Origin of the sequence: Caballeronia sp. LjRoot29, assembly GCF_964252755.1 — a bacterium.
GTDB lineage: Bacteria > Pseudomonadota > Gammaproteobacteria > Burkholderiales > Burkholderiaceae > Caballeronia.
The window spans coordinates 37,953-64,236 of sequence record NZ_CAXUPU020000027.1; the positions used below are offsets into that span (position 1 = coordinate 37,953).

Annotated in this window: 26 protein-coding genes; 11 read left to right on the forward strand and 15 right to left on the reverse strand. The window is 59.2% G+C overall.

Annotation, left to right across the window (positions count from 1 at the left end; translation table 11 throughout):
* Positions 1-24 precede the first annotated feature (24 nt).
* Both ACSQ83_RS25125 and ACSQ83_RS25130 read left to right on the forward strand, forming a co-directional pair.
* Positions 25-528, forward strand: a complete 504-nt coding sequence (locus ACSQ83_RS25125) for a hypothetical protein (protein WP_414954036.1) — start codon at positions 25-27, stop codon at positions 526-528.
* Between the two features lie 55 nt (positions 529-583).
* Positions 584-1,390 carry an endonuclease/exonuclease/phosphatase family protein gene (locus ACSQ83_RS25130; protein ID WP_158937667.1) on the forward strand — a complete coding sequence of 269 codons (807 nt, stop codon included), beginning with the start codon at positions 584-586 and terminating at the stop codon, positions 1,388-1,390.
* Between the two features lie 9 nt (positions 1,391-1,399).
* Here ACSQ83_RS25130 and ACSQ83_RS25135 read toward each other — a convergent pair whose 3' ends face one another.
* The 3 genes from ACSQ83_RS25135 to ACSQ83_RS25145 form a co-directional block, all read right to left on the reverse strand.
* Complete coding sequence (locus ACSQ83_RS25135) at positions 1,400-1,813, reverse strand: response regulator (RefSeq protein ID WP_436229989.1); 414 nt, start codon at positions 1,811-1,813, stop codon at positions 1,400-1,402.
* Positions 1,814-1,917: 104 nt separating this feature from the next.
* Complete coding sequence (locus ACSQ83_RS25140; RefSeq protein ID WP_436229990.1) at positions 1,918-2,955, reverse strand: aldose 1-epimerase; 1,038 nt, start codon at positions 2,953-2,955, stop codon at positions 1,918-1,920.
* Positions 2,952-3,755 (reverse strand): phytanoyl-CoA dioxygenase family protein, encoded by an 804-nt coding sequence (locus ACSQ83_RS25145; protein WP_436229991.1) that lies wholly within the window; start codon positions 3,753-3,755, stop codon positions 2,952-2,954. Before ACSQ83_RS25145 ends, ACSQ83_RS25140 begins: the two co-directional genes overlap by 4 nt.
* Before the next feature lie 313 nt (positions 3,756-4,068).
* Between ACSQ83_RS25145 and ACSQ83_RS25150 the strand changes: the two genes are divergently transcribed.
* The 6 genes from ACSQ83_RS25150 to ACSQ83_RS25175 all read left to right on the forward strand — a co-directional run bounded on the left by ACSQ83_RS25150 (position 4,069) and on the right by ACSQ83_RS25175 (position 10,652).
* A complete protein-coding gene (locus tag ACSQ83_RS25150; RefSeq protein ID WP_436230044.1) occupies positions 4,069-5,127 on the forward strand; it encodes a LacI family DNA-binding transcriptional regulator in 1,059 nt (352 codons plus the stop codon).
* Between the two features lie 123 nt (positions 5,128-5,250).
* Positions 5,251-6,264, forward strand: coding sequence for an ABC transporter substrate-binding protein (locus ACSQ83_RS25155; protein ID WP_299718975.1), 1,014 nt, complete (start codon positions 5,251-5,253; stop codon positions 6,262-6,264).
* A gap of 167 nt (positions 6,265-6,431) precedes the next feature.
* A complete protein-coding gene (locus ACSQ83_RS25160; protein ID WP_436229992.1) occupies positions 6,432-8,015 on the forward strand; it encodes a sugar ABC transporter ATP-binding protein in 1,584 nt (527 codons plus the stop codon).
* Positions 8,012-8,998 carry an ABC transporter permease gene (locus tag ACSQ83_RS25165; protein WP_436229993.1) on the forward strand — a complete coding sequence of 329 codons (987 nt, stop codon included), beginning with the start codon at positions 8,012-8,014 and terminating at the stop codon, positions 8,996-8,998. The genes ACSQ83_RS25160 and ACSQ83_RS25165 overlap by 4 nt, the downstream gene beginning before the upstream one ends.
* Positions 8,999-9,010: 12 nt before the next feature.
* Entirely contained in the window at positions 9,011-9,967 is a 957-nt protein-coding gene (locus ACSQ83_RS25170) for an ABC transporter permease (RefSeq protein ID WP_414954041.1), read from the forward strand.
* 79 nt (positions 9,968-10,046) lie between these two features.
* Positions 10,047-10,652, forward strand: a complete 606-nt coding sequence (locus ACSQ83_RS25175; RefSeq protein ID WP_436229994.1) for an alpha-ketoglutarate-dependent dioxygenase AlkB family protein — start codon at positions 10,047-10,049, stop codon at positions 10,650-10,652.
* Between the two features lie 6 nt (positions 10,653-10,658).
* Here the strand turns inward: ACSQ83_RS25175 and ACSQ83_RS25180 are convergent, their stop codons facing one another.
* Complete coding sequence (locus tag ACSQ83_RS25180; RefSeq protein ID WP_436229995.1) at positions 10,659-11,051, reverse strand: RidA family protein; 393 nt, start codon at positions 11,049-11,051, stop codon at positions 10,659-10,661.
* A 192-nt stretch (positions 11,052-11,243) separates the two neighbouring features.
* On the opposite strand from ACSQ83_RS25180, the gene ACSQ83_RS25185 reads away from it, so the two are divergent.
* Positions 11,244-12,476, forward strand: a complete 1,233-nt coding sequence (locus tag ACSQ83_RS25185) for a DUF2252 domain-containing protein (RefSeq protein ID WP_436229996.1) — start codon at positions 11,244-11,246, stop codon at positions 12,474-12,476.
* A gap of 123 nt (positions 12,477-12,599) precedes the next feature.
* On the opposite strand, the gene ACSQ83_RS25190 is transcribed toward ACSQ83_RS25185, so the two are convergent.
* From ACSQ83_RS25190 to ACSQ83_RS25220, 7 genes are all read right to left on the reverse strand, one after another.
* Entirely contained in the window at positions 12,600-12,872 is a 273-nt protein-coding gene (locus ACSQ83_RS25190; protein WP_414969065.1) for a hypothetical protein, read from the reverse strand.
* A 116-nt stretch (positions 12,873-12,988) separates the two neighbouring features.
* A complete protein-coding gene (gene ggt / locus ACSQ83_RS25195) occupies positions 12,989-14,626 on the reverse strand; it encodes a gamma-glutamyltransferase (RefSeq protein WP_436229997.1) in 1,638 nt (545 codons plus the stop codon).
* A 43-nt stretch (positions 14,627-14,669) separates the two neighbouring features.
* Positions 14,670-15,545 (reverse strand): ABC transporter permease, encoded by an 876-nt coding sequence (locus ACSQ83_RS25200; RefSeq protein ID WP_436229998.1) that lies wholly within the window; start codon positions 15,543-15,545, stop codon positions 14,670-14,672.
* Positions 15,545-16,489, reverse strand: coding sequence for an ABC transporter permease (locus ACSQ83_RS25205; protein WP_414954047.1), 945 nt, complete (start codon positions 16,487-16,489; stop codon positions 15,545-15,547). The genes ACSQ83_RS25200 and ACSQ83_RS25205 overlap by 1 nt, the downstream gene beginning before the upstream one ends.
* Positions 16,490-16,495: 6 nt before the next feature.
* Complete coding sequence (locus ACSQ83_RS25210; RefSeq protein ID WP_414954048.1) at positions 16,496-18,007, reverse strand: ABC transporter substrate-binding protein; 1,512 nt, start codon at positions 18,005-18,007, stop codon at positions 16,496-16,498.
* Positions 18,008-18,027: 20 nt separating this feature from the next.
* Positions 18,028-19,125 carry an ABC transporter ATP-binding protein gene (locus ACSQ83_RS25215; protein ID WP_414954049.1) on the reverse strand — a complete coding sequence of 366 codons (1,098 nt, stop codon included), beginning with the start codon at positions 19,123-19,125 and terminating at the stop codon, positions 18,028-18,030.
* On the reverse strand, positions 19,122-20,171 hold the full coding sequence (locus ACSQ83_RS25220) for an ABC transporter ATP-binding protein (RefSeq protein WP_436230045.1): 1,050 nt from the start codon (positions 20,169-20,171) through the stop codon (positions 19,122-19,124). Before ACSQ83_RS25220 ends, ACSQ83_RS25215 begins: the two co-directional genes overlap by 4 nt.
* Before the next feature lie 171 nt (positions 20,172-20,342).
* Between ACSQ83_RS25220 and ACSQ83_RS25225 the strand changes: the two genes are divergently transcribed.
* Positions 20,343-21,206 (forward strand): LysR substrate-binding domain-containing protein, encoded by an 864-nt coding sequence (locus ACSQ83_RS25225; RefSeq protein ID WP_436229999.1) that lies wholly within the window; start codon positions 20,343-20,345, stop codon positions 21,204-21,206.
* A 181-nt stretch (positions 21,207-21,387) separates the two neighbouring features.
* On the forward strand, positions 21,388-21,663 hold the full coding sequence (locus ACSQ83_RS25230) for a hypothetical protein (RefSeq protein WP_414954051.1): 276 nt from the start codon (positions 21,388-21,390) through the stop codon (positions 21,661-21,663).
* A 374-nt stretch (positions 21,664-22,037) separates the two neighbouring features.
* On the opposite strand, the gene ACSQ83_RS25235 is transcribed toward ACSQ83_RS25230, so the two are convergent.
* From ACSQ83_RS25235 to ACSQ83_RS25250, 4 genes are all read right to left on the reverse strand, one after another.
* Positions 22,038-22,397 (reverse strand): L-rhamnose mutarotase, encoded by a 360-nt coding sequence (locus tag ACSQ83_RS25235; RefSeq protein ID WP_436230000.1) that lies wholly within the window; start codon positions 22,395-22,397, stop codon positions 22,038-22,040.
* A 3-nt stretch (positions 22,398-22,400) separates the two neighbouring features.
* Entirely contained in the window at positions 22,401-23,519 is a 1,119-nt protein-coding gene (locus tag ACSQ83_RS25240; protein ID WP_436230001.1) for a mandelate racemase/muconate lactonizing enzyme family protein, read from the reverse strand.
* A 997-nt stretch (positions 23,520-24,516) separates the two neighbouring features.
* Positions 24,517-25,368 (reverse strand): carbohydrate ABC transporter permease, encoded by an 852-nt coding sequence (locus ACSQ83_RS25245; protein ID WP_414954070.1) that lies wholly within the window; start codon positions 25,366-25,368, stop codon positions 24,517-24,519.
* A gap of 13 nt (positions 25,369-25,381) precedes the next feature.
* Positions 25,382-26,236: a carbohydrate ABC transporter permease gene (locus tag ACSQ83_RS25250; protein WP_366144590.1), complete on the reverse strand. Its 855-nt coding sequence runs from the start codon at positions 26,234-26,236 to the stop codon at positions 25,382-25,384.
* Positions 26,237-26,284: the final 48 nt, after the last annotated feature.

Consider the following 26,284-nt stretch of genomic DNA (forward strand, 5'->3'; position numbering starts at 1 on the left):
TAAGGGATCAGGAGAAAAGCACTTATGTTGAAACATCACACGGCAGCGTTGCTGTTTTGCGCCGCGATCGCCGCGCCTTTCAGCGCCCTTGCGCAAAGTACGCCGCCGCAGCCGGTCAAATGGGAACTGCAGGTTTTGCAGGACGGTCAGCAGATCGACAGTTTCACCGGCACGACGAGCGTCGGCCAGGCCCGCACCGATACCCATCATCACGTGATAAAAAACAACGTAGGTTGTGCCGATAAACCCGCCGGCGACATCGACCTGCAGCGCACGCTCACCATTTCCCCTATCCACGCCAACGGCGACGACATCACGTTGCAGATCGACGCGCAGGAAACCTTGCAAAGCAATGACGCACCGGTGACGGTGGCGGGTTGCAAGCTGCCGCCGCAACCGCGTCAGGTCAGCGCCACGCATCCCGGGCTTGTGCTGAAGCCGGGCGAATGGTCGACGTGGCAAATCGTCGATAAAAATCCGTCGATCACCTATAAGGTTCGTGCGACGCTGGCAACGGCTGCGCAATAGCGCGCCGCGCGTCGATCACACTCGACGCAGCCGCGTCCCACACCTCATTCATCGCATGCGAAATCCAGAACATTTCACCTCCGGCATTCCCTCCGTTCGCGACACACCTGATTTCGTGGCCGTGAGCTGGAACCTGCACAAGGGGCGCTCACCGCTTGGTCTCCAGGCGTGGAGCGCAATGCAGCGCTGGGTGCAGTCGACCAAAGCCGATGCCTATTTCCTGCAGGAAGCCATGGCGCGCCGGATGCCCCAGCCGGTGCTGGCGGCGAGTTTCGGCAATCCGCTCGATGCGCCCGTCGATGACATCTGGCATTGCCAGGCGACGGAAATCGCGACGTCGCTTGACCTGCAGATCGCGCTTGGGCAGAACGTGTTCAAGCCATCGTGGCGGCATGGCAACGCGATTCTTTCACCCCATCCGCTGGATCTGGGCGGACGTTGGGATATCTCGGCGCATCGATTCGAGCGGCGTGGCTTGCTGGTCGCGCGCGCCACGTTTGCCGGGCGCTCGGTCACGTTACTGTGCGCGCATCTCGCGCTGACGCGGGCGGCGCGGTTGCGGCAAATGAACTGGATCGCGTTGTGGATTTCGAAAGAAGCGCCTGAAGGGCCGCTCGTTTTGGCAGGCGATTTCAACGACTGGCGCAATGACTCCGTGGGTGTCTTCGGCGAGCTGGGGATGAGCGAAGTGGCGACCATGCTCGGTGAATCGGGGCGGACTTATCCGGCGTTTTCACCCGCGCTCGCGCTCGACAAGATGTTCGTGCGCGGAATGAAGCCAGTCGAGTGGATCACACCGACGCAGGACACCGCATGGCTGTCCGACCATCTGCCCTATATGGCGAAGCTGCGGGTGGAATAAAGCCGCTTTTTATTGTGCGTCGCCGGCGAATGACGCGGCAATCACGGTTTCTATCGCGGTGAAAGAGACGGGCTTGACCAAGTGGTGGTCGAAGCCGGCATCGCGTGCTTTCTGCTTGTCGCTTTCCGCGCCGTAGCCCGTCAGCGCTATCAGCAATGCGGTTTTGGTCACCGCCCGCGTGCGCATCTGCCGCGCGACCTCGAAGCCGTCCATGCCCGGCAAACCAATATCCAGGATCACGACATCGGGCGCGAAGTCATCGACCATGGCAAGTGCGCTCGGGCCATCGTGCATCACGCGAATTTCGTGGCCGAGCGTTTCGAGCAGCATCGACATGGCTTCGGCGGCATCGACGCTGTCATCGACGAGCAAGACCCGGCGCGGTTGGGTCGATTCGCCCGGCGTGCTGTCGATCATCGTCATGGTACTTTCCTGAAATTTTGAGAGTGCTGAAGGTGCTCGCACGCCGAGCGCAACAAGCGTGCGGATAATTTCAAGATGATACCGGGAAAGTGGATTCGCTCCGTTCAGCCGATGGCACGGGTGCGCGGAATCCAGCCAAATCGCGCTTCGATTATTTCTCCCGGCATTAACACTCCACCGCCGATGTCCTTGCGGGGCGCGTCGAGATTCAGGAAATCGACCGTGTTCGTGACCGGTTCCACGCACAGTTGGTCCGGATGCGACGAGGGCGCGAACAGGACCATGTGGTCGAACGGCGCATCGGCGGTTAGCGTCACGCTGCGATTTTCGTCAGGCCAGTCAATGGTCGCCGACCTCGACCAGCCAGCAAAATTGTTATCGAGATCGAAGGCATCGGCGGACAACCCTTCCGGCGATGCCAACGCATCAACGCACGGATGCGCGCCGAGAAACGTCGGCAGGAGATCCGGCGTGGCGTGCCACATCGCGCGAATGTTGGTGTGGATGCGCGTGGCCGGCGTGCGAGGGTAATAAGGATGATGACCCATGCCGAACGGCATAGGCTGATCGTCAAGACTGCGTATCGACAGGGTGACGAACAAGCCTGTGTCATCGAGTTCAATACGCTGGGTCGCTTCGTATCGATACGGCCAGTGGTGCGCCGGTTCGTCACTGGGTTCGTGATTCAGATGCAATTCCACCGCGGTGGGTGAAACCAATCCCACGCGCCAGGACCGACGCCACGCGTGTCCATGCAGCGCGTGATCGAACGCGTTGCCATCGGCGGATAGATCGACTTCACGGCCATCGAAGGCAAAACGTCCATCGCGCAGCCGGTTGCAGTACGGCAGCAACGGAAAGCTCGCCATGCCGAGCGGGTTGCGCGCCGCGAGCGCATCGGCCGATGCAGGGCGTAACCAATGCAGCATGTTGCTGCTGTCCCGCAAATCGTAAAACGCCGCGATCGCGCCGCCGACGTGCGGCGCCAGCAACGCGCGCCGATTCTCAAAGCGCAGCTCAATCAGCGCGGCGTCATTCAACGCGACGCGAAACCCGTCGTCAGCGGCCGGCGCGAGCTGAATGAATTCAGTAGTTTGATCGGCGGCGCTTTCATCGGCGCGGGTCCGTTGATCGGTGTTCAATATGCGAACCGCTGATAACTTTCGTCGAAGGTCCGCGCTGTCTTGTCGACTTGCGGGCTATAGCGCAGCAACCGTTTTGCGCGGGCGGGCAGCGCGGCGAACACGTCGCGCGGCACTTGCACCTGCACTTCCGGCCGGAAATACCACGAACGGCTGTAACCGATCACGACCATCGGACGCGGGGTATCGGTGAGATTCGGCGTTCCGCGATGCAACCCGCGCACATCGCGGATCATCACGTCGCCGAGTTGCATGGGAACGCGTTCCGCCGGATATCGTCCATCGGCCAAACCAGCGAGCGCTTCCTCACGCGATATCCGGTGCGTTCCGCGCGTCGTTTCCAGCGAGCCGTTTTCGTCATTCACATCGATAAGCGGAAAATTCACCGCCAGCTGGAACGATGGCGTTTCCGGGAAGTTATCGAATAAAGGCGGCGTGTCGCGATGCCAGTCCTGAAAGTCGGAACCGCGCACAGGGGTATCGGTGGCGAGCTGGCACATCACGGGGTCTGGTCCGGCGATGCGCTCGACGATCCCCAAGACATCGTCATCGCAGAAAATGGCGGGATCGGCGAACTCGCGCTCGAACGGCAACGTGACGTAATAGCGCCCCGGCCCGCGATTGCCACTGCCACCCTGCTCGCGCGCCGCCGTTTCGTGCGGCTCGAAAAGCGGCGCGAAAGCCGCGCGCCAGGCCTCAAGCGTTGCGCGCGGAAAATGGTTGGGCAACAGGACAAAGCTGTCACGCTCGAAATCCTTTGCAAGCGCATCGCGAGCGCGCTCGTCATAGCGGGCCATCATCGTCTCCTTGGTTGCGCCACGCGAGTCGGGCGCGGTCGGCGCGCCTGGCTTTCACTCATCCGACAGCCCGGCGCGCGCCCCGAGAATCGCACGATCACCATGGAGTAGTCAATATTATTAGTAATAACACTTAGGGCCGCTTTATTCGCCGCGAAAGTAATGCAGACAATGGTTTGCGAGCGTTGTCGACTGGAAATATTAGTGTTACCGTCGGCGGCATCCGTAGAACGCTTTAGCGCCACGCAACAACCACACCGCCGCCGCCTTTTCGCGGCCTGAGACAATGAAAAAATCCACGCAACGCCGTCCAACGATGACCGACATCGCGAAACTGACCGGCGTTTCGCAATCCACCGTGTCCTTGGTGCTGAACAACGCGACTAGCGCAAAATTCTCCGACTCTACGCGCAATAAGGTACTGAAGGCAGCGCAGGATCTGGGCTATCGGATGACGGCTCGCGAGCCGCTGGCCGCAGCAATCGCGCCGAACGAGAAGAACCTGATTGTGTATCTCGCCGATGAAATTTCGACGAGCCCGCATCCCGTTGTGAACATCGACGGCGCCCGTGATGCAGCGTTCGCAAATGGCCGGATGCTGGCGGTTTACTCGACGCACGGCAACGCGGAAATCGAGCAGCAAGTACTCGACGCCACACTGACTAATCCCAACGTGCTCGGCGTGATTTACGCGACGGTTTATACGCGCAAGGTGATGTTGCCCTCGGCGCTTTCAAAGGTCCCAACAGTCCTCCTGAACTGCTACACAAGCGATTCCGAGCTTTCTTCGGTGGTGCCGGCCGAAGTTGCTGGAGGACATGCCGCAACGGAATATCTGCTGAACGCGGGGCATCGAAGGATCGGATATGTGAACGGTGAACCTTGGCAAGACGCGGCGCGCGATCGCCTGAAAGGGTATCGAACTGCGCTGTCAACTGCGGACCTCCCGTTCGCCGCTGAGCTGGTGCGTGAAGGCGACTGGAGCTCGGGTTCGGGCTTCGAACAAACGCTCTCACTGATGCGCGAGACCAATCCGCCCACGGCCATTTTCTGCGCGAACGATTTGATGGCGCTCGGCGCGATCGAAGCTTTGAAGCAGCTTGGATTACGCGTGCCCGAAGACGTCTCCGTACTCGGTTACGACGACCAGGAAATCGCCCGCCACACGCATCCGCCGCTCTCCACCGTCGTCCTTCCGAACTACGAATTGGGCCGATGGGCGGTCGAAACGCTGCTCCAGGAAGAACACAACCGCGCCGCCGGTGCACCCGTGCGCCGACGTACGGTGAAGCTTGATGGGCCGCTCGTCGAACGCGCGTCGGTAAGGGTAATCACCGTGGCAAAACAACTCGTAATTAATAATATTAGCGATTGACCAATAATAAAATACGGTGGAATAATCATCGCACGCCGACTTATTGAGATAGAGCAAAAAGACGGAAAACTCAGCTGGACCGACGTACTTAAAAAAGCAGGACCATCCATACCGGAGGAAGACATGCTGTCGCTTGAAAACTTCAACAAACGCAAATTCCCGTTGCGCGTGCTGGCTTCATCAGTGCTCGCGCTGTCGATGGTGGCAGGCGTCAGCATTGCCCACGCCGACGACTCTCCGCTGCCCAAGCTCGCGACCAAGAAACCCTTGCGCGTCGGCTTCGCCCAGACCGAAAGCAACAACCCGTGGCGTCTCGCCGAAACCAAGAGCTTCAAGGACGTCGCGGCGAAATGCGGCTGGCAGATGGTCATGACCGACGCGAACAGCTCGGCATCGAAACAAGTCGCCGACATCCAAAGCATGATCGCGCAGCACGTCGACCTGATCGTGTTCCCGCCGCGTGAAGAAAAGCCGCTCGCGCCTATCGTGTTGCAAGCGAAGAAAGCCGGCATTCCGGTGATCCTGGTCGACCGCGACGTCGATCAATCGGTGGCGAAAGCGGGTAAGGACTACATCACGTTCATCGGCTCGGACTTTATCAACCAGGGACAACGTGCGGCTGACTGGCTGGTCAAATCGACCGGCGGCAAGGCCAAAATCATCGAATTGGAAGGCTCCACGGGCGCGTCCGCTGCGAACGATCGCAAGAAGGGTTTTGACGATGTGATCGCAAAGAATCCAGGCATGCAGATCATCGCGTCGCAAAGCGGTGACTTCGCGCGTGACAAGGGTCGCCAGGTCATGGAAACGCTGCTTCAGGCGCATCCCGACGTGACCGCCGTTTATGCACACAATGACGAAATGGCGCTCGGCGCAATTGCCGCTATCAAGGCAGCCGGGAAGCAGCCAGGCAAGGACATCACCCTTGTGACGATCGACGGGACGAAGGGCGGCATGGACGCTATCGCTGCCGGCGAACTCGGCGCGAGCGTGCAGTCGAGCCCGTTCTTCGGGCCGCTCGCTTGCGACGTGGCGCAGAAGTTCGCGAAGGGTGAAACCGTTCCGCCGTGGGTGAAAGTCTCCGACCGCTTTTACGATAAGAGCAACGTTAAAGAGAGCATGCAGTACGGTTATTGAGCGAATGCGTTCATTGAACGTTGAAGCGAACGTACCAAGCTTGAGCTAATGAGCAACGAAGGTGTTCGAAGCGGCGCGCCCCGTCTTTCGCGGGCCGTCGCTTCTTTTGTATCCGGCGGACGGAACGCATTCAGTGCGTAACACCAGCCGCCAGGGAGACGCACTAGATGAACACGCTAAATTCCGGAACACCCCTGCTAGAGATGCAGGACATCGACATCAGCTTTGGCGGTGTCGCCGCGTTGCGGCACGCGCGGCTCTCGGTGTCGGCGGGAGAAGTGCATGCGCTGATTGGGCAGAACGGCGCGGGTAAATCGACGCTGATCAAGATCCTGACGGGCGCATACCGGCGCACGTCGGGCACGATTCGTTTCGATGGCCGCGAAGCCGATTTCCGCAGCCCGAAAGAAGCGCGCGAAGCCGGTATCAGCACGATCTATCAGGAGATCAATCTCGTCCCGTTCCGCTCGATTGCCGAGAACATTTTTCTCGGCCGCGAGCCGCGCCGGTTTGGGATGATTGACTGGAAGACGATTCATCGCCGCGCTCAGGAACTGCTCGATTCGTTCGGATTACAGATCGATGTCAGCAAGCCCGTGCGCGAGTTTTCAACCGCGATTCAACAGATGGTGGCGTTGGCGCGGGCGGTATCGTCGGACGCGAAGATGGTCATCATGGATGAGTCCACCTCGTCGCTCGATGAACGCGAAGTGGAGTTGCTGTTCACCGTCGTGCGTCGCTTGAGAGACGACGGCCGCGCGGTGATTTTCGTTTCGCATCGGCTGGATGAACTGTACGCGCTGTGCGATCGCGTCACGGTCATGCGCGACGGGCAGACGGTCGCGGAAAGCCCGATGGCTTCGCTCGACAAGCTGCAGCTCGTCACCACCATGCTCGGCCGCACGCTTGCCGCCGTCGTGCAGGAGGACAGCGCGGTCAAGGAAGCGAATCTCGCCAAGCGCGGGTCGACGGCGATCAGCGCGACGAACCTTGGCGCGGGGTTGAAGGTGTCGGACGTATCGCTCGATGTCCACTCTGGCGAAGCCGTCGGTCTTGCCGGGCTGCTCGGCTCGGGCCGCACGGAAACCATGCGGTTGATGTTCGGCGCGGATTCGACCGAGCGTGGGTCGCTTTCCATCGATGGCAAGACGGTCACGCTGAAGTCGCCGCAAGACGCCATTGCGCGCGGCATTGCGTATCTCACCGAGGACCGCAAGGGCGAAGGCATTGTGCCGGAGCTTTCCGTGCGCGATAACCTCACGCTCGTGTGCCTGCGTACGCTGACCAAACGCGGCGCGGTCGATGTCGCGAAGCAACGCGAGATCGTGGACCGGTTTATCGAATCGTTGGGGATCAAGCTGCGTTCGCCCGACCAGCCGATACGGGAACTCTCGGGCGGCAATCAGCAGAAGGTTTTGCTCGCGCGCTGGCTGGCGACGAACCCGACGTTGTTGCTTCTCGATGAACCCACAAGAGGGATCGATGTCGGCGCTAAAGCCGATGTCGCCAAGATCATCCGCGAACTCCGCGACTCGGGATTAGCCGTGTTGCTGTCGGCGTCCGAGCTGGAAGAACTCACCGCGGTGGCCGATCGCGCTGTCGTGATCCGCGACGGCAAGACCGTCGCCGAGCTCGACGGTGCGCGCATGAGCGAAGCATCGATCATGGATGCGATTGCGTACGGCTCGGGTGAAGAATCCTCGCTGGCGGAAGCGGTCGATTCGGTCGATGCCAAAGAAGGTCAGTCATGAATCAGAAAACTCAACCGGCGACCGCTGCGCCAATCGCACAGGCTGCGCAGAAGAAAAAACATCGAATCACGATTCAGCGCGAAATCGCCGTGCTGCTCGCGATGATTGTCTTCAACCTCCTGTTCACGCAGCACTTCTGGTCGTTGCAGACGTTCAACGTCAACCTGACGCAAGTGGTGACGATCGTGATCGTCGGCATTGGGATGACGCTGGTCGTGGCGACGGGCGGTATCGATTTATCGGTGGGCGCTTCCATGGCGATTGCCGGTTCGCTCGCGCCGATGATCTTCATGAACGTGGCCGGACCCTTCGGCATTGCGCTGGCGTTTGTGTTGCCCGTGCTGGCCGCCGCGCTCTGCGGTGTGTTCAACGGCTTCCTCGTTACAAGGCTTGCTGTGCAACCGATTGTCGCGACGCTGGTGCTGTTCATCGCGGGGCGCGGCATTGCGCAAGTGTTCACCGACGGCAGCCTGCAAGCTTTCGATAACCCCGCGTTCCAGTGGATCGCATTGGGCCGCGTAGCGGGCGTGCCGGCGCAAGTGTTCCTGATGCTCGCGCTCGTGGCGTTGTTCGCCTGGGTCGTGCGCAAGACCTTGTTCGGGCAGTACTTGCTCGTGACGGGCGGCAACGAACAGGCTGCGTATCTGAGCGGCATTCCGACGGCGCGCGTGAAGATGATCGCGTACACCTTGTGCGCGGCGCTGGCAGGATTGGCGGGGTTGATTTCGATCTCGGTTAATTCGTCGTCGGACGCCAACGTGATCGGCCTCGGCTCCGAGCTCGATGCCATTGCCGCGGTCGCCGTGGGCGGCACGGCATTGACGGGCGGCAGGGCGTACATCGTGGGCACGCTGATAGGCGCGCTCATTATCCAGTTGCTGCGATACACGCTGCTCGCCCACGGCATTCCCGATGCTGCTGCGCTCGTGGTCAAGGCCGGCATCATCATTGTCGCGGTGTATGTCCAGCGGCGTCAGCGATAGGAAGACATCGACATGAGAAAGAACCTTCCCATTCTGTTGGCGTTAGCGGCGCTACTGCTGCTCGGTGTGCTTCGATACGACCACTTTGCATCGGCCTACAACATCAATTCTTTCTGGCGATACAACTCGATGTTCGCGTTGATATCGGTGGGCATGGCGTTTGTGATCATCACGGGAGGGATAGACCTGTCCGTGGGAACGGTGGCGGCGCTGGCGAGCGTGGTGGCCGCGCTGGCGAGTCCGCATGGCGGTCTGGTCGCGGTACTCGCGGGCGCGGGCGCGGGGCTCGCTATCGGCGTGTTGAACGGCCTCGTCATCACGCATATGCGGATCTTGCCGTTTATCGTCACGTTGGCGACGAGCCTGGGGGCGCATGGCTTGGCGTTGTTGCTGGGCCATAACGATGCTGTATCGATTGCACCCACCTCCAGTTTCGGCAACTTTGGACAAGGCGATGTTTTGGGTCTGCCGATTCCGGGAATCGTTGCGGCGGTGGCGGCTGTTTTGGGCTGGCTGGCATTGCGAAGCACACGCTTCGGGCGACATGCGCTGGCTATCGGCGGCAGTGAAGAGGCATCGCGTTTGATGGGCTTGAACGTGGACCGGACGCTGGTCATGGTCTATGCGTTGAGCGGCTTGCTGGCCGGCATAGCGGGCGCGATTTTGGCGGCGCAGTTTGGTGCAGGGCAGCCGAATGAAGGCGTGGGCTGGGAGTTGTTCGCGATATCGGCGGTGGTGCTGGGCGGGACGTTATTGACGGGCGGACAAGGATCGATCGCGATGACGATAGCCGGCGTCGCGCTGCTGGGTTTGGTGTTCAACCTCTTGAACTTCGAGAATGGATTGGGCTTTATCAGCCTGTCGGCGTACTGGCAATCGGTGATTCGCGGCGTGTTCCTGCTGCTGGTGATCGTGCTGCAAGCGCGCGTGCTGAAGAAGCGGGTGACGGTGACGAAGCTGGCGCGTTGAAAGAGTGCGCAAGTTTCGGGAAAAGGAATCTGCTAAGTTATAGATATCGACAGATACCGGCTTAGCAGACCTACCCTCCATGTTCGATCTCTTCGACGACATCCCCAAGCCTGACATCGACTGGCTGCCTGAGTGGCTGGACGCAGCCACTGCGTCGGACACGCTAGCCACCTTGCTCGATGAAATCACCTGGCAGCAGGACTCGATGAACACGCCCGCGGGCAAAATCCCCTTCCCGCGCTTGACCGCGTGGCAGGGCGATCCTGGCGCGGTGTATGTGTACTCCGGCATCCGCAACGTCCCGAAACCGTGGACGCCAACGGTTTTATCGTTGAAAACAAAAGCCGAAGCCGCCGCTCAAACTGCGTTCAACAGCGTATTGATCAACCGCTACCGCACAGGCATGGACAGCATGGGCTGGCACGCCGACAAGGAGCGCGAACTCGGGCCGCAACCGGTGATTGCGTCGGTGAGTCTGGGCACGACGCGGACGTTTGACTTCCGGCATACGAAGATCCGGCAAACACATACGCTTCAACTCACGCACGGCAGCCTGCTCATCATGCAGGGGCGCACTCAACTCGACTGGGCGCACAGGGTGCCGAAAGAACCCGAGGCGCGCGGTGAACGCATCAACCTGACGTTCCGATACGTGGACGCATCGGCAGCGCCCAAGCGCCCATAGATCAACTCAGCGCCTGGCGACGAAATCAATCTCGACGAGCGCATCGCGCGCCAATCCCGTCACGCCGATACACGTCCTCGCCGGCAACGGCTTAGGCAGAAAGTAGGCCTTATAAACAATGTTCATCGCGGCGTAATCGCGTTTGAATTCGGTCAGGAAAATCCTCACGCTGACCACGTTATCAAGCGATAGTCCAATCCCCTCCAGCACGAGAATCAGGTTATCCATCACGCGCCGCGTTTGCGCTTCAACGCCTTCGGGCAAGGGCTTAGCGTCATCGGCGGGATCGGTCGGCATTTGGCCGGTGAGAAACACCCAGCCGTCCGCTTCGGCCGCGTGAGAGAAAGGACCGACCGGGGCGGGCGCGGTATCGACCATGGAAAATATGGGCAACGTCATTGTGTCTCCTTCGAAAGATCAGGCCGATACCGTACCGGATCAAAAATCCAGCCGCCGCGCCCGATGATCACAACGCTCCATCAGATTGCGGCACTATCAGCGCCAGCGACAAGCGTCGCCTAATAAACCTTCAATTGCATTACATTGCGACGGCATGCGCTTTGCTCCAATTGAGCACCACAGGACGATCCCATGCCCAAGAAAAAGAAATTCAAGCTTCCCCGCCCCAATGATCGTCAAGCGCTCCTGTTCGAGCGCCGCAACATGAAAATGGCCGAATCCGCGCATGCCTACGTGCGTGGAAGTACAACCAAGTTCTATGAATGGCTCGACGGCATTGAAGGTCACACGCTCCCCGAAGGCCCGGCTATCTGGATCTGCGGAGATTGCCACACCGGCAATCTCGGACCTATCGCCAACGCCGACGGCCGCGTGGAAATCCAGATCCGCGATCTCGACCAGACCGTAATCGGCAATCCGGCGCACGACATCATCCGGCTAGGGTTATCGCTGGCGACGGCCGCGCGCGGCTCGGACCTGCCCGGCGTGACGACAGCACGCATGATGGAAGCTGTCGCGCAAGGCTACGAGCATGCGTTCGATCGTTCCAGTCACCGCTCCGTCAGGGATACGAAACCCGAAGAGGTGCGGGTGATGATGAAAGAAGCGGTCCGACGCACGTGGCAGCAACTGGCGATCGAACGCATTGAAGACATTGAGCCGAGCATTCCTCTCGGCAAGCGTTTCTGGCCGCTAGATAAAACCGAGCGCATTGCAATAGACACGTTGTTCCGGCAGCGCGAGATTGCGGATATAGCAACCGCCTTGCGCAAGGATGCCGACGAAGAAAACGTCACCGTGATCGATGCTGCGTACTGGGTGAAGGGCTGCAGCTCGCTCGGCCGCTTGCGATATGCGGTGTTGCTGGATATCGACGGCGGCGCGGTAGAAGGCGACGATCTTTGCCTGATCGATATCAAGGAAGGCGTGAAGGCCGCGGCCCCGCGTTACACGGATGCAGATGTGACCAAGCGCATGCCGCGCGATAACGCCGAACGCATCGTGGAAGGCGCGCGGCATCTGACGCCGTGGCTCGGTGAACGGATGCGCTCGGCGCGGTTGAACGACCGGTCGGTGGTGATCCGCGAGTTGTTGCCGCAGGACATGAAACTGACGGTCGAGCAATTAACGCAGGAAGAAGCGATCAAGGCGGCGAGCTATCTCGCGATGGTTGTTGGCAAAGCGCACGCGCGGCAGATGGATGCGGCGCAGCGGCGCGCGTGGTTATCGGAGTTGCGTCGCGCGAAATCGAAGTCGCTGGATGCGCCGTCGTGGTTGTGGAAAAGCATCGTGGAGTTGGTTAGCAGTCACGAGGCGGGCTATCTCGAACATTGCCGTCGATATGCGCTGGGGTCGGCGTCGTAACGGAACCTGCGTTCATCGACCAACTAAAAAGAAGGCCCGTTCCAACCAACGTTGGAACGGGCCTTCTTCGTACAGACTGACTTGATGCCTGGTTTGGCGATCTCCTGAACAGCCCGTCAACACTCAATAACCATAGCCGCGGCGTTCACGCCAATGATTCTCGCGCCATTGCTCATGGCGCCATTCGCGGCGATGCCATTCGCGTTCGCGCCATCCTTCGTCGCGATAACCGCCGTATCCGTACCCTACGACAACAGGCGGCGCAACATACACCGGCTGGGGCGCGTAATAACCCGGTACACCGATCCCCACGTCGACATTAACGTGAGCGGACGCTGCCGCCGACACCATCAATACACTCAAGCCCAGTACCGCACCCAGGATCTTCTTGTTCATTGCATCTCTCCGTGCACTTGATGTGCAAACGTGTGGTTTACGTAACCAAGTGTAGGGAGAGCGGTCAGATACAAGTGCTACCGGAATGCGATAAAGGTAACTGGACGTATCTCGGTTTAAAACCCCGCCGCCAGCCCATCCCTACGGCTATCGCTAGCCGCCACATACCCGCGCTCGGGATCGTTACGATCCAGCTTCCAGATGTACTGCCCCGACCCGAAGTCCATATACGGATCATCGACGGATTTAATCGTGTGGCCCATCGCCTCAAGCGCCTTGACCGTTTCGCGATCCAACGTCGATTCCACATCGATGGTGAAATCGCGATTCACTTTCCAGCGTGGTGCGTCGCAAGCAGCTTGCGGTTGTTGCCCGTAATCAAGCAAACGCACGATGGATTGCAGATGGCCTTGCGGTTGCATGTCGCCGCCCATCACGCCGAAGCTCATCACCGCTTCCTGCGTGCCGTTCACGTCCTGCGTGAGGAACGCCGGAATGATGGTATGGAACGGCCGCTTGCCGCCTTCCACCACGTTCGCCGATTTGGGATCCATCGAGAAACCAAACCCGCGGTTCTGCATCGCGATACCCGTATCCGGCACAACCACGCCTGAGCCAAATCCCATGTAGTTCGACTGGATGAAACTCACCATCATGCCGCGCTCGTCCGCCACGGACATATAGATCGTCCCGCCCGCCGGCGGCATGCCAAAGTCGAAGTGCTTCGCCTTGTTCGGATCAATCAGCTTGGCGCGTTCGGTGAGATACGCATCGTCGAGCATCTGCTCCGGGGTGACGTCCATGGAACGGGGATCGGCGACGTACTGATAGACATCGGCGAAAGCGAGCTTCATGGCTTCGATCTGCAAATGCTGCGACTCGATCTTGTCGACGGTCAGCGACTTCACATCGAATTTATCGAGGATGCCAAGTGCGATCAGCGCGGCAATGCCCTGTCCGTTCGGCGGAATCTCATGGACCGTATGACCGCGATAATCCTTCGATATCGGTTCGACCCAGTCAGCCTTGTAGTTACGCAGATCAGCAGCGGTCATCGCGCCGCCACCCTGCTTTGAAAACGCCGCGATCTTCTCCGCGATCTCGCCTTCGTAGTACGCACGCGGTCCGTGCTCGGCAAGTATGCGCAAGGTCTTTGCATGACCGGGATAACGCATCAACTCACTGATCTCCGGCGCGCGGCCGCGTGGCATGAAGGTATCGGCGAAACCGGGCTGGTCCTTCAACTCGGGGATAGCCGCAGCCCATTTATACGCAACGATGCTCGCCACCGCGTGACCGCGCTCGGCAATTTCAATGGCCGGTTCCATCAGGTCGCCGAACGGCAACGAGCCGAACTTCGCGTGCAACGCTTCCCATCCCGCGATGACGCCGGGCACGGTGACCGCATCCCAGCCGCGCTTGGGCTGGTTCGCCAAGCCGTTTTGCTCGCCGTATTTGTTCTTGAAGTAATCGACATTCCACGCCGCCGGCGATACCCCCGACGCGTTCAAACCATGCAACTTCGCGCCGTCCCACACGAGTGCGAACGCATCGCCGCCAAGGCCGCACGAGACGGGCTCGACCAGCGTGATGGCCGCTGCCGCCGCGATAGCTGCATCGACGGCGTTGCCGCCCTTCCACAACATCCGCAAGCCGGCTTGCGCGGCGAGCGGATGCGATGTGGAAACAATATTGCGCGCAAACACGGGCAAGCGCGGCGTGGGATAGGGGTTCTGCCAGTTGAAGCGGGTCATGAGAAACTCGTCTCTTATGTGATGAAAGTTGTTGGGGCACAAATCAAAGCTCGCGCGGATCGAGCGCGTCGCGCAGTCCATCGCCGAGGAGATTGAAGGCGAGCACAGCCAGGAAGATGGCAATGCCCGGGAAGATCGACATCCACGGCGCCTGGCTGACGAAATCCTTCGCAGTATTTAGCATCGATCCCCACGATGGCGCGGGCGGCAATTGCCCAAGGCCGAGGAACGACAAGCTGGCTTCCGCGATGATCGCCATCGCAACCGTGAGGCTCGCCTGCACGATGATCGGCGGCAGCACGTTGGGAAAAATATAACGGACGATAATGCGAAAGTGCCCAAGCCCGATAGCGCGTGCACCTTCCACATAATCCTCGGCTTTGACGCTGATCGCCTGACCGCGCGTGAGACGCACGAAGCGCGGCATGGCTGAGACGCCGATAGCGATCATCGCGTTGGTGAGGCTCGGACCGAGGAACGCAGCAAGTGCAATGGCGAGGATCAGGAACGGGATGGACAGCAACGCGTCGGTAAAGCGCGAGATCACGCCATCGACGAGCTTGCCGAAGTAGCCCGCGAGCAAACCAAGCGGAACGCCAATCACCACGGCGATTCCCACCGAGACAACGCCCGCCAGCAGCGAAGCGCGTGCGCCCCACAGCAAGCGCGTGAGCACATCGCGGCCGAGTTCATCGGTTCCAAACCAATGACTCGCCGATGGCGCTTGCCGCACCGTCATGAAGCTCGCCTGAATGGGATCGTAGGGCGAGAGCCACGGCGCGAATAGGGCGACCAGAATCACCAGCAGCACGATCACCGCGCCCGCCACCGCCGCGCGGTTGCGCATGAAGCGACCCAATGCGCGATTGCGTTTGCGCGGTAGCGCTGCTGTTTCCAAAGTTTCAACAATAGTCGCCATCAGCTTTTCCTCAGGCGCGGATTGAGCAGGACGTATAAGACATCGGCGAAAAGATTCACCACGATAAACCCTACCGCCGTGACCAGCACGACACCTTGAACGACGGCGTAATCGCGATTAAAAACCGCGTCGACGACCAGCTTGCCAAAGCCTGGAATAGTGAACACTTGCTCGGTCAGCACCGCGCCCGCAAGCAATTCGCCGAACAACAAAGCGAGCACCGTGACGATCGGAATCAGCGCGTTGCGAAAGCCATGTTTGACCACGACCGTGCCGCGTAGCAACCCTTTAGCGCGCGCCGTTCGAATGTAGTCGCTGCGCAGAACGCTCAGCATGGCGCTACGCGTATGCCGCATCAACTGCGCGCCGAGCGCCGCGCCAAGCACAAACGCGGGCATCAACATGGTCTTGATGCTCAGCCAGAAGTCCTCGGTCGGCGACACGTACCCGGACGATGGCAACAACTGCCATTTCACCGACACCAAAAAGATGAGGATGATCCCGAGCCAGAAATTGGGTATCGACATGCCGGTGAGCGCGAGGATATTCGCGCCATAGTCCAGCGCTTTTCCCTTGTTCGCCGCCGATAAAACCCCCAGCGGCACGCCAATGCCAATCGCGAAGATCATCGCCATCACGGCCAGTTGCAACGTCACCGGCAACTTCTGCGCGATGAGTTTGGTCACCGGCACATCGGTTCTGAGCGATGCGCCCAAATCGCCGTGCAGAATGTCCTTCACCCACAGCGCGTACTGCACGGGCACGGGTTCATCGAGGTGATACTTCAGCCGTAGCGTTGCTATGACTTGCGGGTTCTGGTCTTCACCGGCCATCGCCAGAACCGGATCGCCGGGCAGCATTTTTTGCAGGCCGAAGATCATCATCGACACGAGGATGAGTGTCGGGATGGCGACAAGCGCGCGGTTGGCGATGATTCGCAACATGAACGGTTATCCCTTGATGCTCACGCCACGCAGACGGATCAGCCCGTCAGGATAGGGCGTGAAACCCTGCACTTTCTTCGACAACGCATAAGGCCAAGGTTGCGCGTAGAGATAGATGATCGGGTCTTCGTCGGCGAGCAACTTCTGCGCGGCATCGTAGATAGGCTTGCGCTCGGCGACGGTCGGTTTAACGCGTGCGTCGTCGAGGAGTTTGTCCACGTCCGGATTGCAATAGCGCCCGTAGTTCAGGTTGCCCTTGCAGGTCACGAACTGATGCAGGTTGCCGTCCGGATCCGTGCGGCCCGACCAGCCGAGATACAGCAATTCGAAGTCGCCTTTCGTCGATGCATTCAGCGCGGCGGCATAGTCAGTCGGGCGCAGCTTCAGGTTGATGCCGGCTTCCGACAGCATGGCTTGCAGCATCTGCGCCATCTGGTTCGAAACCGTGTTGTTGCCGAAGGTCAGCTCCACATTCAGCTGCTCGAAACCCGCCGCCTTGAGCAACGCTTTTGCCTTCGGAATATCGCGCTTGGTCGTCTTGATCGATGCGTCGAAGTACGGGCTGTTCGATGGTATCGCCTGGTTGATCGGCGAGAAAATCCCGCCGCCGATCACCTGGTTGATCGCGTCGCGATCGATGGCAAGTTCGAACGCCTGGCGCACGCGTTTGTCCTTGAACGCCTTCGGCGCACGCGCTCCATTCGAGACGTTGAACGTGAGGTCATAGAAGCCCAAACCGCTCATCGAAATGAAGTTGAGATTCTTGTCGCTTTTCACCGAAGCCACATCGGAAGGCGCGAGGCGTTCCAGCATGTCGAGCGAACCCGAGCGCAGGTTCGCGAGGCGCACCGTGCTGTCAGGAATCGGCTGGAAAATCACTTTCTGGATCGGGTATTTATCGGCGTCCCAGTAACCCGCGAATTTCTGCAGCACCACGCGGTCGTTCTGCACGCGCTCGACAAACTTGTACGGACCCGAGCACACAGGATGCGTGGAAACGCCCGCGTCATCGGTGAGCGTTTTCGGCGCGAGCATCATGCCGGCGCGATCGGTAAGCGTGGCGAGCAACGCGGCATCGGGCGCTTTCAACACGATCGCGACGGTGAACTCATCGACTACATCCACGTGATCGATGGAAGCCAGCTCGCTCTTGCGATTGCTCGCCGGCATGGAACGCGCGCGGTCGAGATTTGCCTTCACGGCGGCGGCGTTGAACGGCTCGTCGTCGTGGAATTTCACGCCGTGGCGCAGCTTGAATGTGAGCGTTTTGTTGTCTGCGCTCATGCTCCACGAGGTCGCGAGCATGGGCACGATCTTCAGGTCCGGGCCAATATCGACCAGCGAATTGCAGAGCGAACTGAACACGATGCGATCGACCACCTGACTGCTGCGCGCCGGATCAAGCGTGCCAATGTCGTCTTGCAAACCGATGCGGATCGTAGAGTTCGACTGAGCCATCACAACGCTAGTGCCTGAAAAACCCGCGGCGAGCGCCGCGGCCAACAAAATCTTTCGCATCTGGACTTCCCCGTGTACGTTTAGTTCGATTGTTCTTGCGCAGCGCCGTCGACCGTAGCCTGACGTTGTCGATACACCGCCAGACGCTCGGTAAGCTTCGGGCTGACGATGGAAACAAGAGGCGCGCCGCCACCCGCGTTTTGGATCTCACGCCAGAAATGACACGCAACCCGGTGGCCGTTTGCGAGCGTTTCGCTGACCGGTTGTTCGTCGGCGCAACGTGAGCGCGCATGCGGACATCGCGGATGAAAACGGCATCCTGAAGGCGGTGCGGTGGGGCTCGGAAGATCGCCGGTCAATGAAGGTTTGCTGCGGCGCTGACGCGGACTGCTCGCCGGGATCGCTTGCAATAACGCTTGCGTATAGGGGTGAAGCGGTTGATCGAACAGATCGTTCACATCCGCCATTTCCACGATCTCGCCGAGATACATCACCGCCACGCGATCGCTCATATGGCGGATCACCGCGAGGTCGTGCGCGATCATGATCAGCGTCAGGCCAAGCTTCTGCTTCAGCGACTCAAGCAAGTTGATGACTTGAGCTTGAACGGAGACATCGAGTGCGGAGACGGGTTCATCGCCGACGATCAGCTTGGGTTCACCCGCCAGCGCTCGCGCAATGCCAATGCGCTGCCGCTGCCCGCCCGAAAACTCGTGCGGATAACGTTCGGCGTAACCGGGTTGCAATCCAACCGTATGCAGCAAGTCCGACACGCGTTGCCGAAGTTCCGCGCCTTTCGCGAGACCATGTAGCGCGATCGGTTCACCAATGATCTGCCCGACCGTCATGCCCGGATTCAACGACGCGAACGGATCCTGGAAGATGATCTGCATCTCGCGACGCAGACGGCGCATGGGCTCGGTGCCCAGATGCGTGATGTCCTTACCTTCGTAGATCACCCGGCCTTCGGTGCTATCGATAAGACGCAGCAACAGGCGTCCGAGCGTCGACTTGCCGCAACCCGATTCCCCGACGATCGCAAACGTCTCGCCCTTCTGCACGGAAAACGAAACGCCGTTCACTGCGTAGACCGTCGGCGTACGCGTGAACAAATTGTGGGTCCCGCCGAAGTGCTTGGTCAGGTCCCTGGCTTCAATAATGGGAGCGTTGAAGTTCATGCCACGGCCCCGCTAAGCGCGTGCTCGACCGGCGCGACCCAGCACGCGACTCGATGCGTTCCATCCAGCTGTTTATCGGGAGGCACCGCATCAATGCACCGTTGCTCCACGAACGGACAACGCGGCGCAAACCTGCAACCTTTAGGCATGTGTTCCGGCGACGGCACGGAACCGCGAATGGTCGCGAGCGCGCCTTCGCGTTTTCCCACCGATGGAATCGCGCCCATCAAGCCGATGGTGTACGGGTGCTGCGGGTCGTCGAAGATTTCATCTACCGAGCCATATTCCACGATCCGTCCCGCATACATCACCGCGACGTAATCGGCGACTTCAGCCACTACGCCGAGGTCGTGCGTGATCAACACCATCGCCGTGCCGGTTTCGGCCTGCAGGCTGCGCACCAGCAATAAAACCTGCGCCTGGATGGTGACATCGAGTGCGGTCGTGGGTTCATCGGCGATCACCAGCTGCGGGCGATTCGCCAGCGCCATCGCGATCATCACGCGCTGGCGCATGCCGCCGGACAGCTCGTGCGGATACGCGTCAAGCCGCGTTTCCGGCGCGGGAATGCGCACGAGGCGCAGCATGTCCAGCGCTTCCTTGCGCGCCGCCGCGCCGCTCAAACCGCGATGCCGCTGCACGCATTCCGCTATTTGATGCCCGACGGTGAACGCGGGATTCAGCGAGGTCATCGGCTCCTGGAAGATCATCGACATCCGGTTGCCGCGGATATCAGCGAGTTCGCGTTCGCTCAGCTTGAAGAGATCGCGGCCGTCGAACATCGCTTTCCCCGCGACAATATTCGCCGGCGGACTGGGCAGCAAACCCATCATCGCCAGCGATGTCACGCTTTTTCCGCACCCCGATTCCCCGACGATGCACAGCGTCTCGCCCGCGTTCACGGAGAACGAGACGTCCTCGACGAGATTCGGAACATGTGCGGCGCGCGAGAATTTCAGCGAGAAACCGCTGACTTCGAGTGCGGGATGCCGGGCAGCCGGATTGACCTGAGCGGGGAGATCAGGCTGGTAATCGGGCTGGTTCAGTGGCAGCTTGCTTAACGTCGACAAATTCAATACTCCGCTGCGGGGCATTACACATTACATGCGGCCAACATTTTCGATGAAGTAATTATGTCGGCCTAAATGCATCAGGAAATATTAAACTTTCTTTTCGATACTTAATTTTTACTTGAATGAGTTTCACTCGAATAAGCCATGGCGACAATCCGAATGCTGAAGACATTCCGCGCGGTTGCGCGGACGGGCTCGTTTGCCGCTGCCGCCGATAAGGTCGCGCTGACGCAAGCCGCGGTCAGCTTGCAGATGCGTGGGCTGGAGCAAGCGCTGGGGCGGCAACTGTTTGACCGCAGCGCGCGGCAGATCACGCTGAACCGGCAGGGGCACGAGATCCGTCCGAAGGTCGAGCAGATATTGGATCTGCTTGATGAGCTGGAAGCTACGCCTGCTGGATCCATGCAGGGGCCGGTCGCGATTGGAGCCGTTGTGTCTGTGATTCAGGCGCTGTCGCTGGGGGTTGCGCAGCTGAAAACTGCCCACCCGGGGCTCGACGTGAGGTTGTTGTCCGCGCGTTCGGACGAGCTCACGGTCATGGTGGAGCAAGGCGAGGTGGACATTGCGGCCGTCGTGGCGCGTCCCGACCAGACCTTGCCGGACACCTTGAAGTGGACGCCGCTCTACACGGAGCCGTTGATGTTGATCGTAAGCCGCGAGATCACCGATACCGACCCGCGCCGGATTCTGGCATCGCATGGATTCTTGCGTTTCGACCGCCGCGTGCGCACCGGCGTGGTCGTCGATCAGGCACTGACCACGCTCGGACTGGAGGTGATCGAATATCTGGAGCTGAATTCCATCGAAACGATTTTGGCGCTGGTGAGGAAGAACGTTGGCGTAACCGTGCTGCCGCAACTGCATAGGGCCGGATGGCAGACGGACCCGTCGTTGCGTCTGATTTCGATCGCGCAGCCGCCCATTCTGCGCACGGTGGGGATGGTCGAGAGGGCTTCCTACGGGCGCAGCGCCATCACGGCGGCGATTATCGAGACACTCCACGACTAGATTTATGCGCGCTCGGCGGCCCGCAGATCCCCATCTCATTATTGGCAAATTGCGAAAAGTCTATTGCATACTATCGATACAATAAATTGATAGTAAGGGTATACACTGCATTTCATCGACGCAGTGAGCAGAAAAACTAAGCCACTGCGCCCCTTAAAACTCATGCAAATCGGAGCACATCATGAACAAGAATCTTATCGCCGCATTGTTGGTCGCCACTTCCGCAGCCTTGGCTGCCCCCGCATTTGCGAGCAGCGGCTACGGCCCGGCACCGTCGTACAACCCGAGCGTTGGCGCACCGGCATCGCAACGCGGCCAAAGCGCACAAACGGTTGCAGCTGAACAAGCGCAAGCTAACGCGAATGCAACGTCTTACGGTGGCGTGCAAGACACGCAATCGCAATCAGGCAGCCGCGTTAACCTGAGCCAGGAAAAGTCGCTGTACTCGCATAACTGATTTGATAGCAAAGCTGTACGGAAAACCCTCACGAGGGGTTGACGTGCAAAAGCTGAAGCCCGGAAGAACGCAAGTTTTTCCGGGCTTCAGCTTTTTTCGATCTGCAAGAGGGAGACGATCAAGTCTCGATCAGGATGCGCTCAGCGCGGCTTAATCTTCTCTTAAGTCTGGGTCTTTACGATGCATCTCATTGATCCCCCTGTAGTACCCCTCTTCAGGCCGCTTTGCGGCCTTCTTTTTTAGGTACGACCGATGAAGACCCTTTGGCGTTTGTGCACGGTAGCGGTATGCCTGGTCGGCGGTGTCGGTATTGCGGTATGGCTGTTTTCCTTGATCGTTCGAATTGTCTGACCTGCATCACGCGGCAGACCTTTTCATCCGCCCTTCATTTGCGTCCGCATGTTGAATGCAAGTTTCATCGGTTGCCACTCGGCGCTCGTCGCACCCGGCAGCGGACGCTGAAAACTTGCCATCAACGCATTCCACTCCGTCACGCGCGGATGAGCGTCAACTCCAGCGACGAGTTTATCGAAGCTGAAATCAGGCTCCGTTTCAATCAGCATCACCAGGCGCGTTTCGCGCCGCCAGATCGTCATGTCGATGATGCCTGACGCTCGCAGCGCATCCAGCACTTCAGGCCACACCGCCTCGTGATAACGATCGTATTGAGCGATGAGCGCAGGGTCATCGCGGAGATCGAGCGACAGGCAATGGCGCATCACATTCGTGCTCATGGCTTAAGCTGCCGCGCGGGCGTTGATAGAAACATGCGTGCGCTGCGTCGCATTAATCGCATCCCAATCCCAGTCGATACCGATCCCCGGTTCCATCGGCGCAACTGCGTAACCCTGTTCGATCTGAACCTGCTTGCCGGTCAATGCGTCCAGTTGCGGAATGTATTCGAGCCATGTTGCGTTCGGGACGGCCGCGCACAAACTCACGTGCAGTTCCATCAAAAAGTGCGGACAGATGGACACATTCATGGTTTCAGCCAGATGCGCCACTTTCAACCATGGCGTGATTCCGCCTACGCGCGCGACATCGGCTTGCACGATCGAGCAGGCATCTGCCTTCAAATACTCGGCGAATTGCGCCGGGTGATACATCGACTCTCCCACCGCGATGGGCACCGGCGTCGCTGCGCAAAGCCGCTTATGCGCCGCGATATTTTCAGCGGGCATCGGCTCTTCGAGCCACGCGAGTTGCAACGGTTCGAACGCATGCGCGCGGCGGATGGCTTCGGATAACGTGAAGCCCTGATTCGCGTCGGCCATGATCTCGAAGTCATCGCCCATGGCGTTGCGAACAGCGGTGAGTCGACGCGTGTCTTCGGCCAGATGCGGGCGGCCGACCTTGATCTTTGCGCCGTGAAAACCGGCATTGCGCGCTTGCAAGGTTTGATCGACGAGTTCTGCCTCCGATAGATGCAACCAGCCGCCTTCGGTGGAATACGTGCGTGTGCGCGGTTTCGATCCGCCGGCCGCTATCCACAACGGCAGATTCGCTACGCGCGTGTTGCGGTCCCATAGGGCGGTATCGATTGCAGCGAGCGCGAGGCTCGTTATTGCGCCGACGGCGGTTGCGTGCGTGTGGAAAAACAGGTCGCGCCAAATGGCCTCGTACTCGGCGGGGTCACGGCCGATCAGCAGCGGCGCCAGGTGATCGTGGAGCAATGCGACGATGGACGAACCGCCGGTGCCGATGGTGTAGGTGTAGCCAGTGCCCGCGCTACCGTCGCTGCATTTGAGCGTGACCAGGATGGTCTCCTGCACTACGAAGGATTGGATCGCGTCAGTGCGTTTGACTTTGGGTTGGAGATCGACTTGGCGGATGTCGACGGTCTCGATTGTGGTCATTGGGGTTCCTTTTTTGATGCTGTTGCGGAATTTTTTTTGGTTGTACGGTGGTCGAGGGGGCGGTTGGACTGTTAGGTTTTGGGGTTAGCGGTCGGAGTCAATGCCGGGTTGCACGGGTTCTGCGTTAGCGGTCGGAGTCAATGCCGGGTTGCACGGGTTCTGCGTTAGCGGTCGGAGTCAATGCCGGGTTGCACGGGTTCTGCGTTAGCGGTCGGAGTCAATGCCGGGTTGCTGCTTTCCAGGTCGTCGCGCGTTTAGTGTTAGCTGATTTCTTTTGCACTATTAGCCACTGCGCGTGGCGGCGCGTCATTTCCTGGTCCTTAGCGACAAAGAAACGAAGCAAAGAAAGCGCTTTTAACAGCACTACCCTAAGTGTCCACAGCGTGCAGTTTTCATTCATTGGTACCCCAAAAGCACGGTGCTCGCCAGAGCCACGGATGTGTGAACCCCTCTTTCTCCGAACACGGATACCCCACGCTTCGCCACCAGTGAGTGAACCTGCCCGAAGAGCACCCCGCGCTACCCGCGGAGAACCGATCACCAAATTAGTATGCATGCTGAACCATACCGCCAACGCTCCTCCAAACGAGACCACCGAAACGCGTGAGGCCGTGCGGGTTGCATGGCAATGGTGCTTGCCCCAGAGCGTACGGGGCGAAGCGTGTTAATGTCAGGATTCGCGAGAAGGAGGGTTTCACACATCCTAAGCTCTTGCGAGCACCGTGCTTTTGGGGCACCCATGAATAGAAACTGCACGCTGTGGACACTTAGGGTAGAGCGGTGAAAGCGTTTTCTTTGCTTCGTTTCTTTGTCGCTAAGGACCAAGAAATGACGCGCTGCCACGCGCAGTGGCTAATAGTGATAAAGAGAACATCCAACACTAAACGCGCGAAGACCTGGAAAGCAGCAACCCGGCATTGACCCCAAACCACTAACCTACGACCTACGACCCAACCGCCCAAAAACCTTGAACAGAGTGCGAACGAAAACCCCTCATTCATCCCTTCACCCCACCCAACGTCAACCCTGCGATCAAATGCTTCTGCACAATAAACGTCAGCACGATCGCGGGAATAATAATAATCACGGCCATCGCGCACATCCCGGCCCAGTCGACTGAAAACTGCGCAGTAAAATCCATCAACCCCACCGGCAATGTCTTTGTATCGGGGCTCCTGCACAACTGCGTCGCAAGCGCGAACTCATTCCAGCTAGTAAGAAACGCAAAGATCCCTGCCGACGCAATCCCACTTTTTGCCAACGGCAATTCAATACGCCAAAACGCTTGCCAGCGATTACACCCATCAATCTGCGCCGCTTGCGACAACTCGATAGGCACCTCGCGAAAAAACCCATCGATAAGCCACACAGTGAACGGCACATTCATTGCGAGATAAACGAGGATCACGCCAATGCGCGTATCAAGCAGCCCAGTCCACGCCCACAACATAAAGATAGGCAACGACAAAGCAATGCCAGGAATTGCACGCGTCAACATCAGCGCCACGAACATGACCTTCTTGTGCCTGAACTCGAAGCGCGCGAACGCATAACCGCCAAGCACACCAACAGCCAACGCGGCAACCGTGCTCACACAAGAAATAATCAGCGAGTTCAAAAAATACTGACTGATCGGCAACGACGCCATTTGCCCATAACCAAACATGCTCTTGAAGTTATCGAGCGTGTAACTCGCACCAACAAGCGGCGATTGATTCGACAAAATCGCCACGTTCGATCGAAACGCATTAAGAACGACCCACAGACCCGGCAAGCAGATGATTGCCATCACGATGAACACGCCAAACCACATCGCCGACTTGCGCACGAATGCGCCCTTGATTGCCATATCGCTCATGATCTCAGGCTGGCCCCATGTGTTTGCGCGCGCCGCTTAATTTGCGGAAGAAATAGAGCGTGAAGAGAATCGACACCAGCACCGAGACATACGCAATCGCGTTGGCGTAACCCATGCGCGAGTCGTCGTAGGCAATGCGTCCGACCATCGTCCAAAGCAATTCCGTACGTCCGCCCGGACCGCCGTTCGTCATGATGCGCACGATGTCGTAGGCGCGGCCAACATCGAGCGAACGGATCGTCATGGAGATATAAATGAACGGCATCAGGTACGGCAGCGTCACATAGCGGAACGTCTGCCAGGAAGTACAGCCATCCACCTTCGATGCTTCTATCGGATCCTTCGGCAACGCCATCAAACCCGCCAGCAGGATCACCGCGAAGATGGGCGTCGAGTTCCATACCTCGGCCGCAATCAGCGATGCAAGCGCGGATTTCGCATCGACAAGAAACGGAAACGCCGACTTCGCACCGAACAGCGTCTGCATCAGGTTGTTCACAATGCCCGTGCTGTCGTTGAGCATGAACTTGAACTGGAAGCCGACGAGCACGGGCGAAAACATCATGGGGAACATCATCACCGTGCGTAACGCGCGCTGGCCTTTCGTCACCTGATTGAGCAACAGCGCCACGCCAAGGCCCAGCAACAGTTCGAGGTTCAGCGCAATGGTGAGGAACAAAATCGTGCGGCCGAACGCGGCCCAGAAGTCGCCATTCGCAAATGCGCGCTCGTAGTTGCGCCAGCCGATCCAGTGCGAAAGCGTGTCGGGATCGGTCAGGCGATACGCCGTGAAGCTCGTATAAAACGAGAACAACAGCGGCAGGATCACCACGATCCCGACCGCCAGGAACGCCGGCATCAGCAGTTTGACCGGCAGCGGGATGCGCTTGGCGCGTGTGGCAAGAAC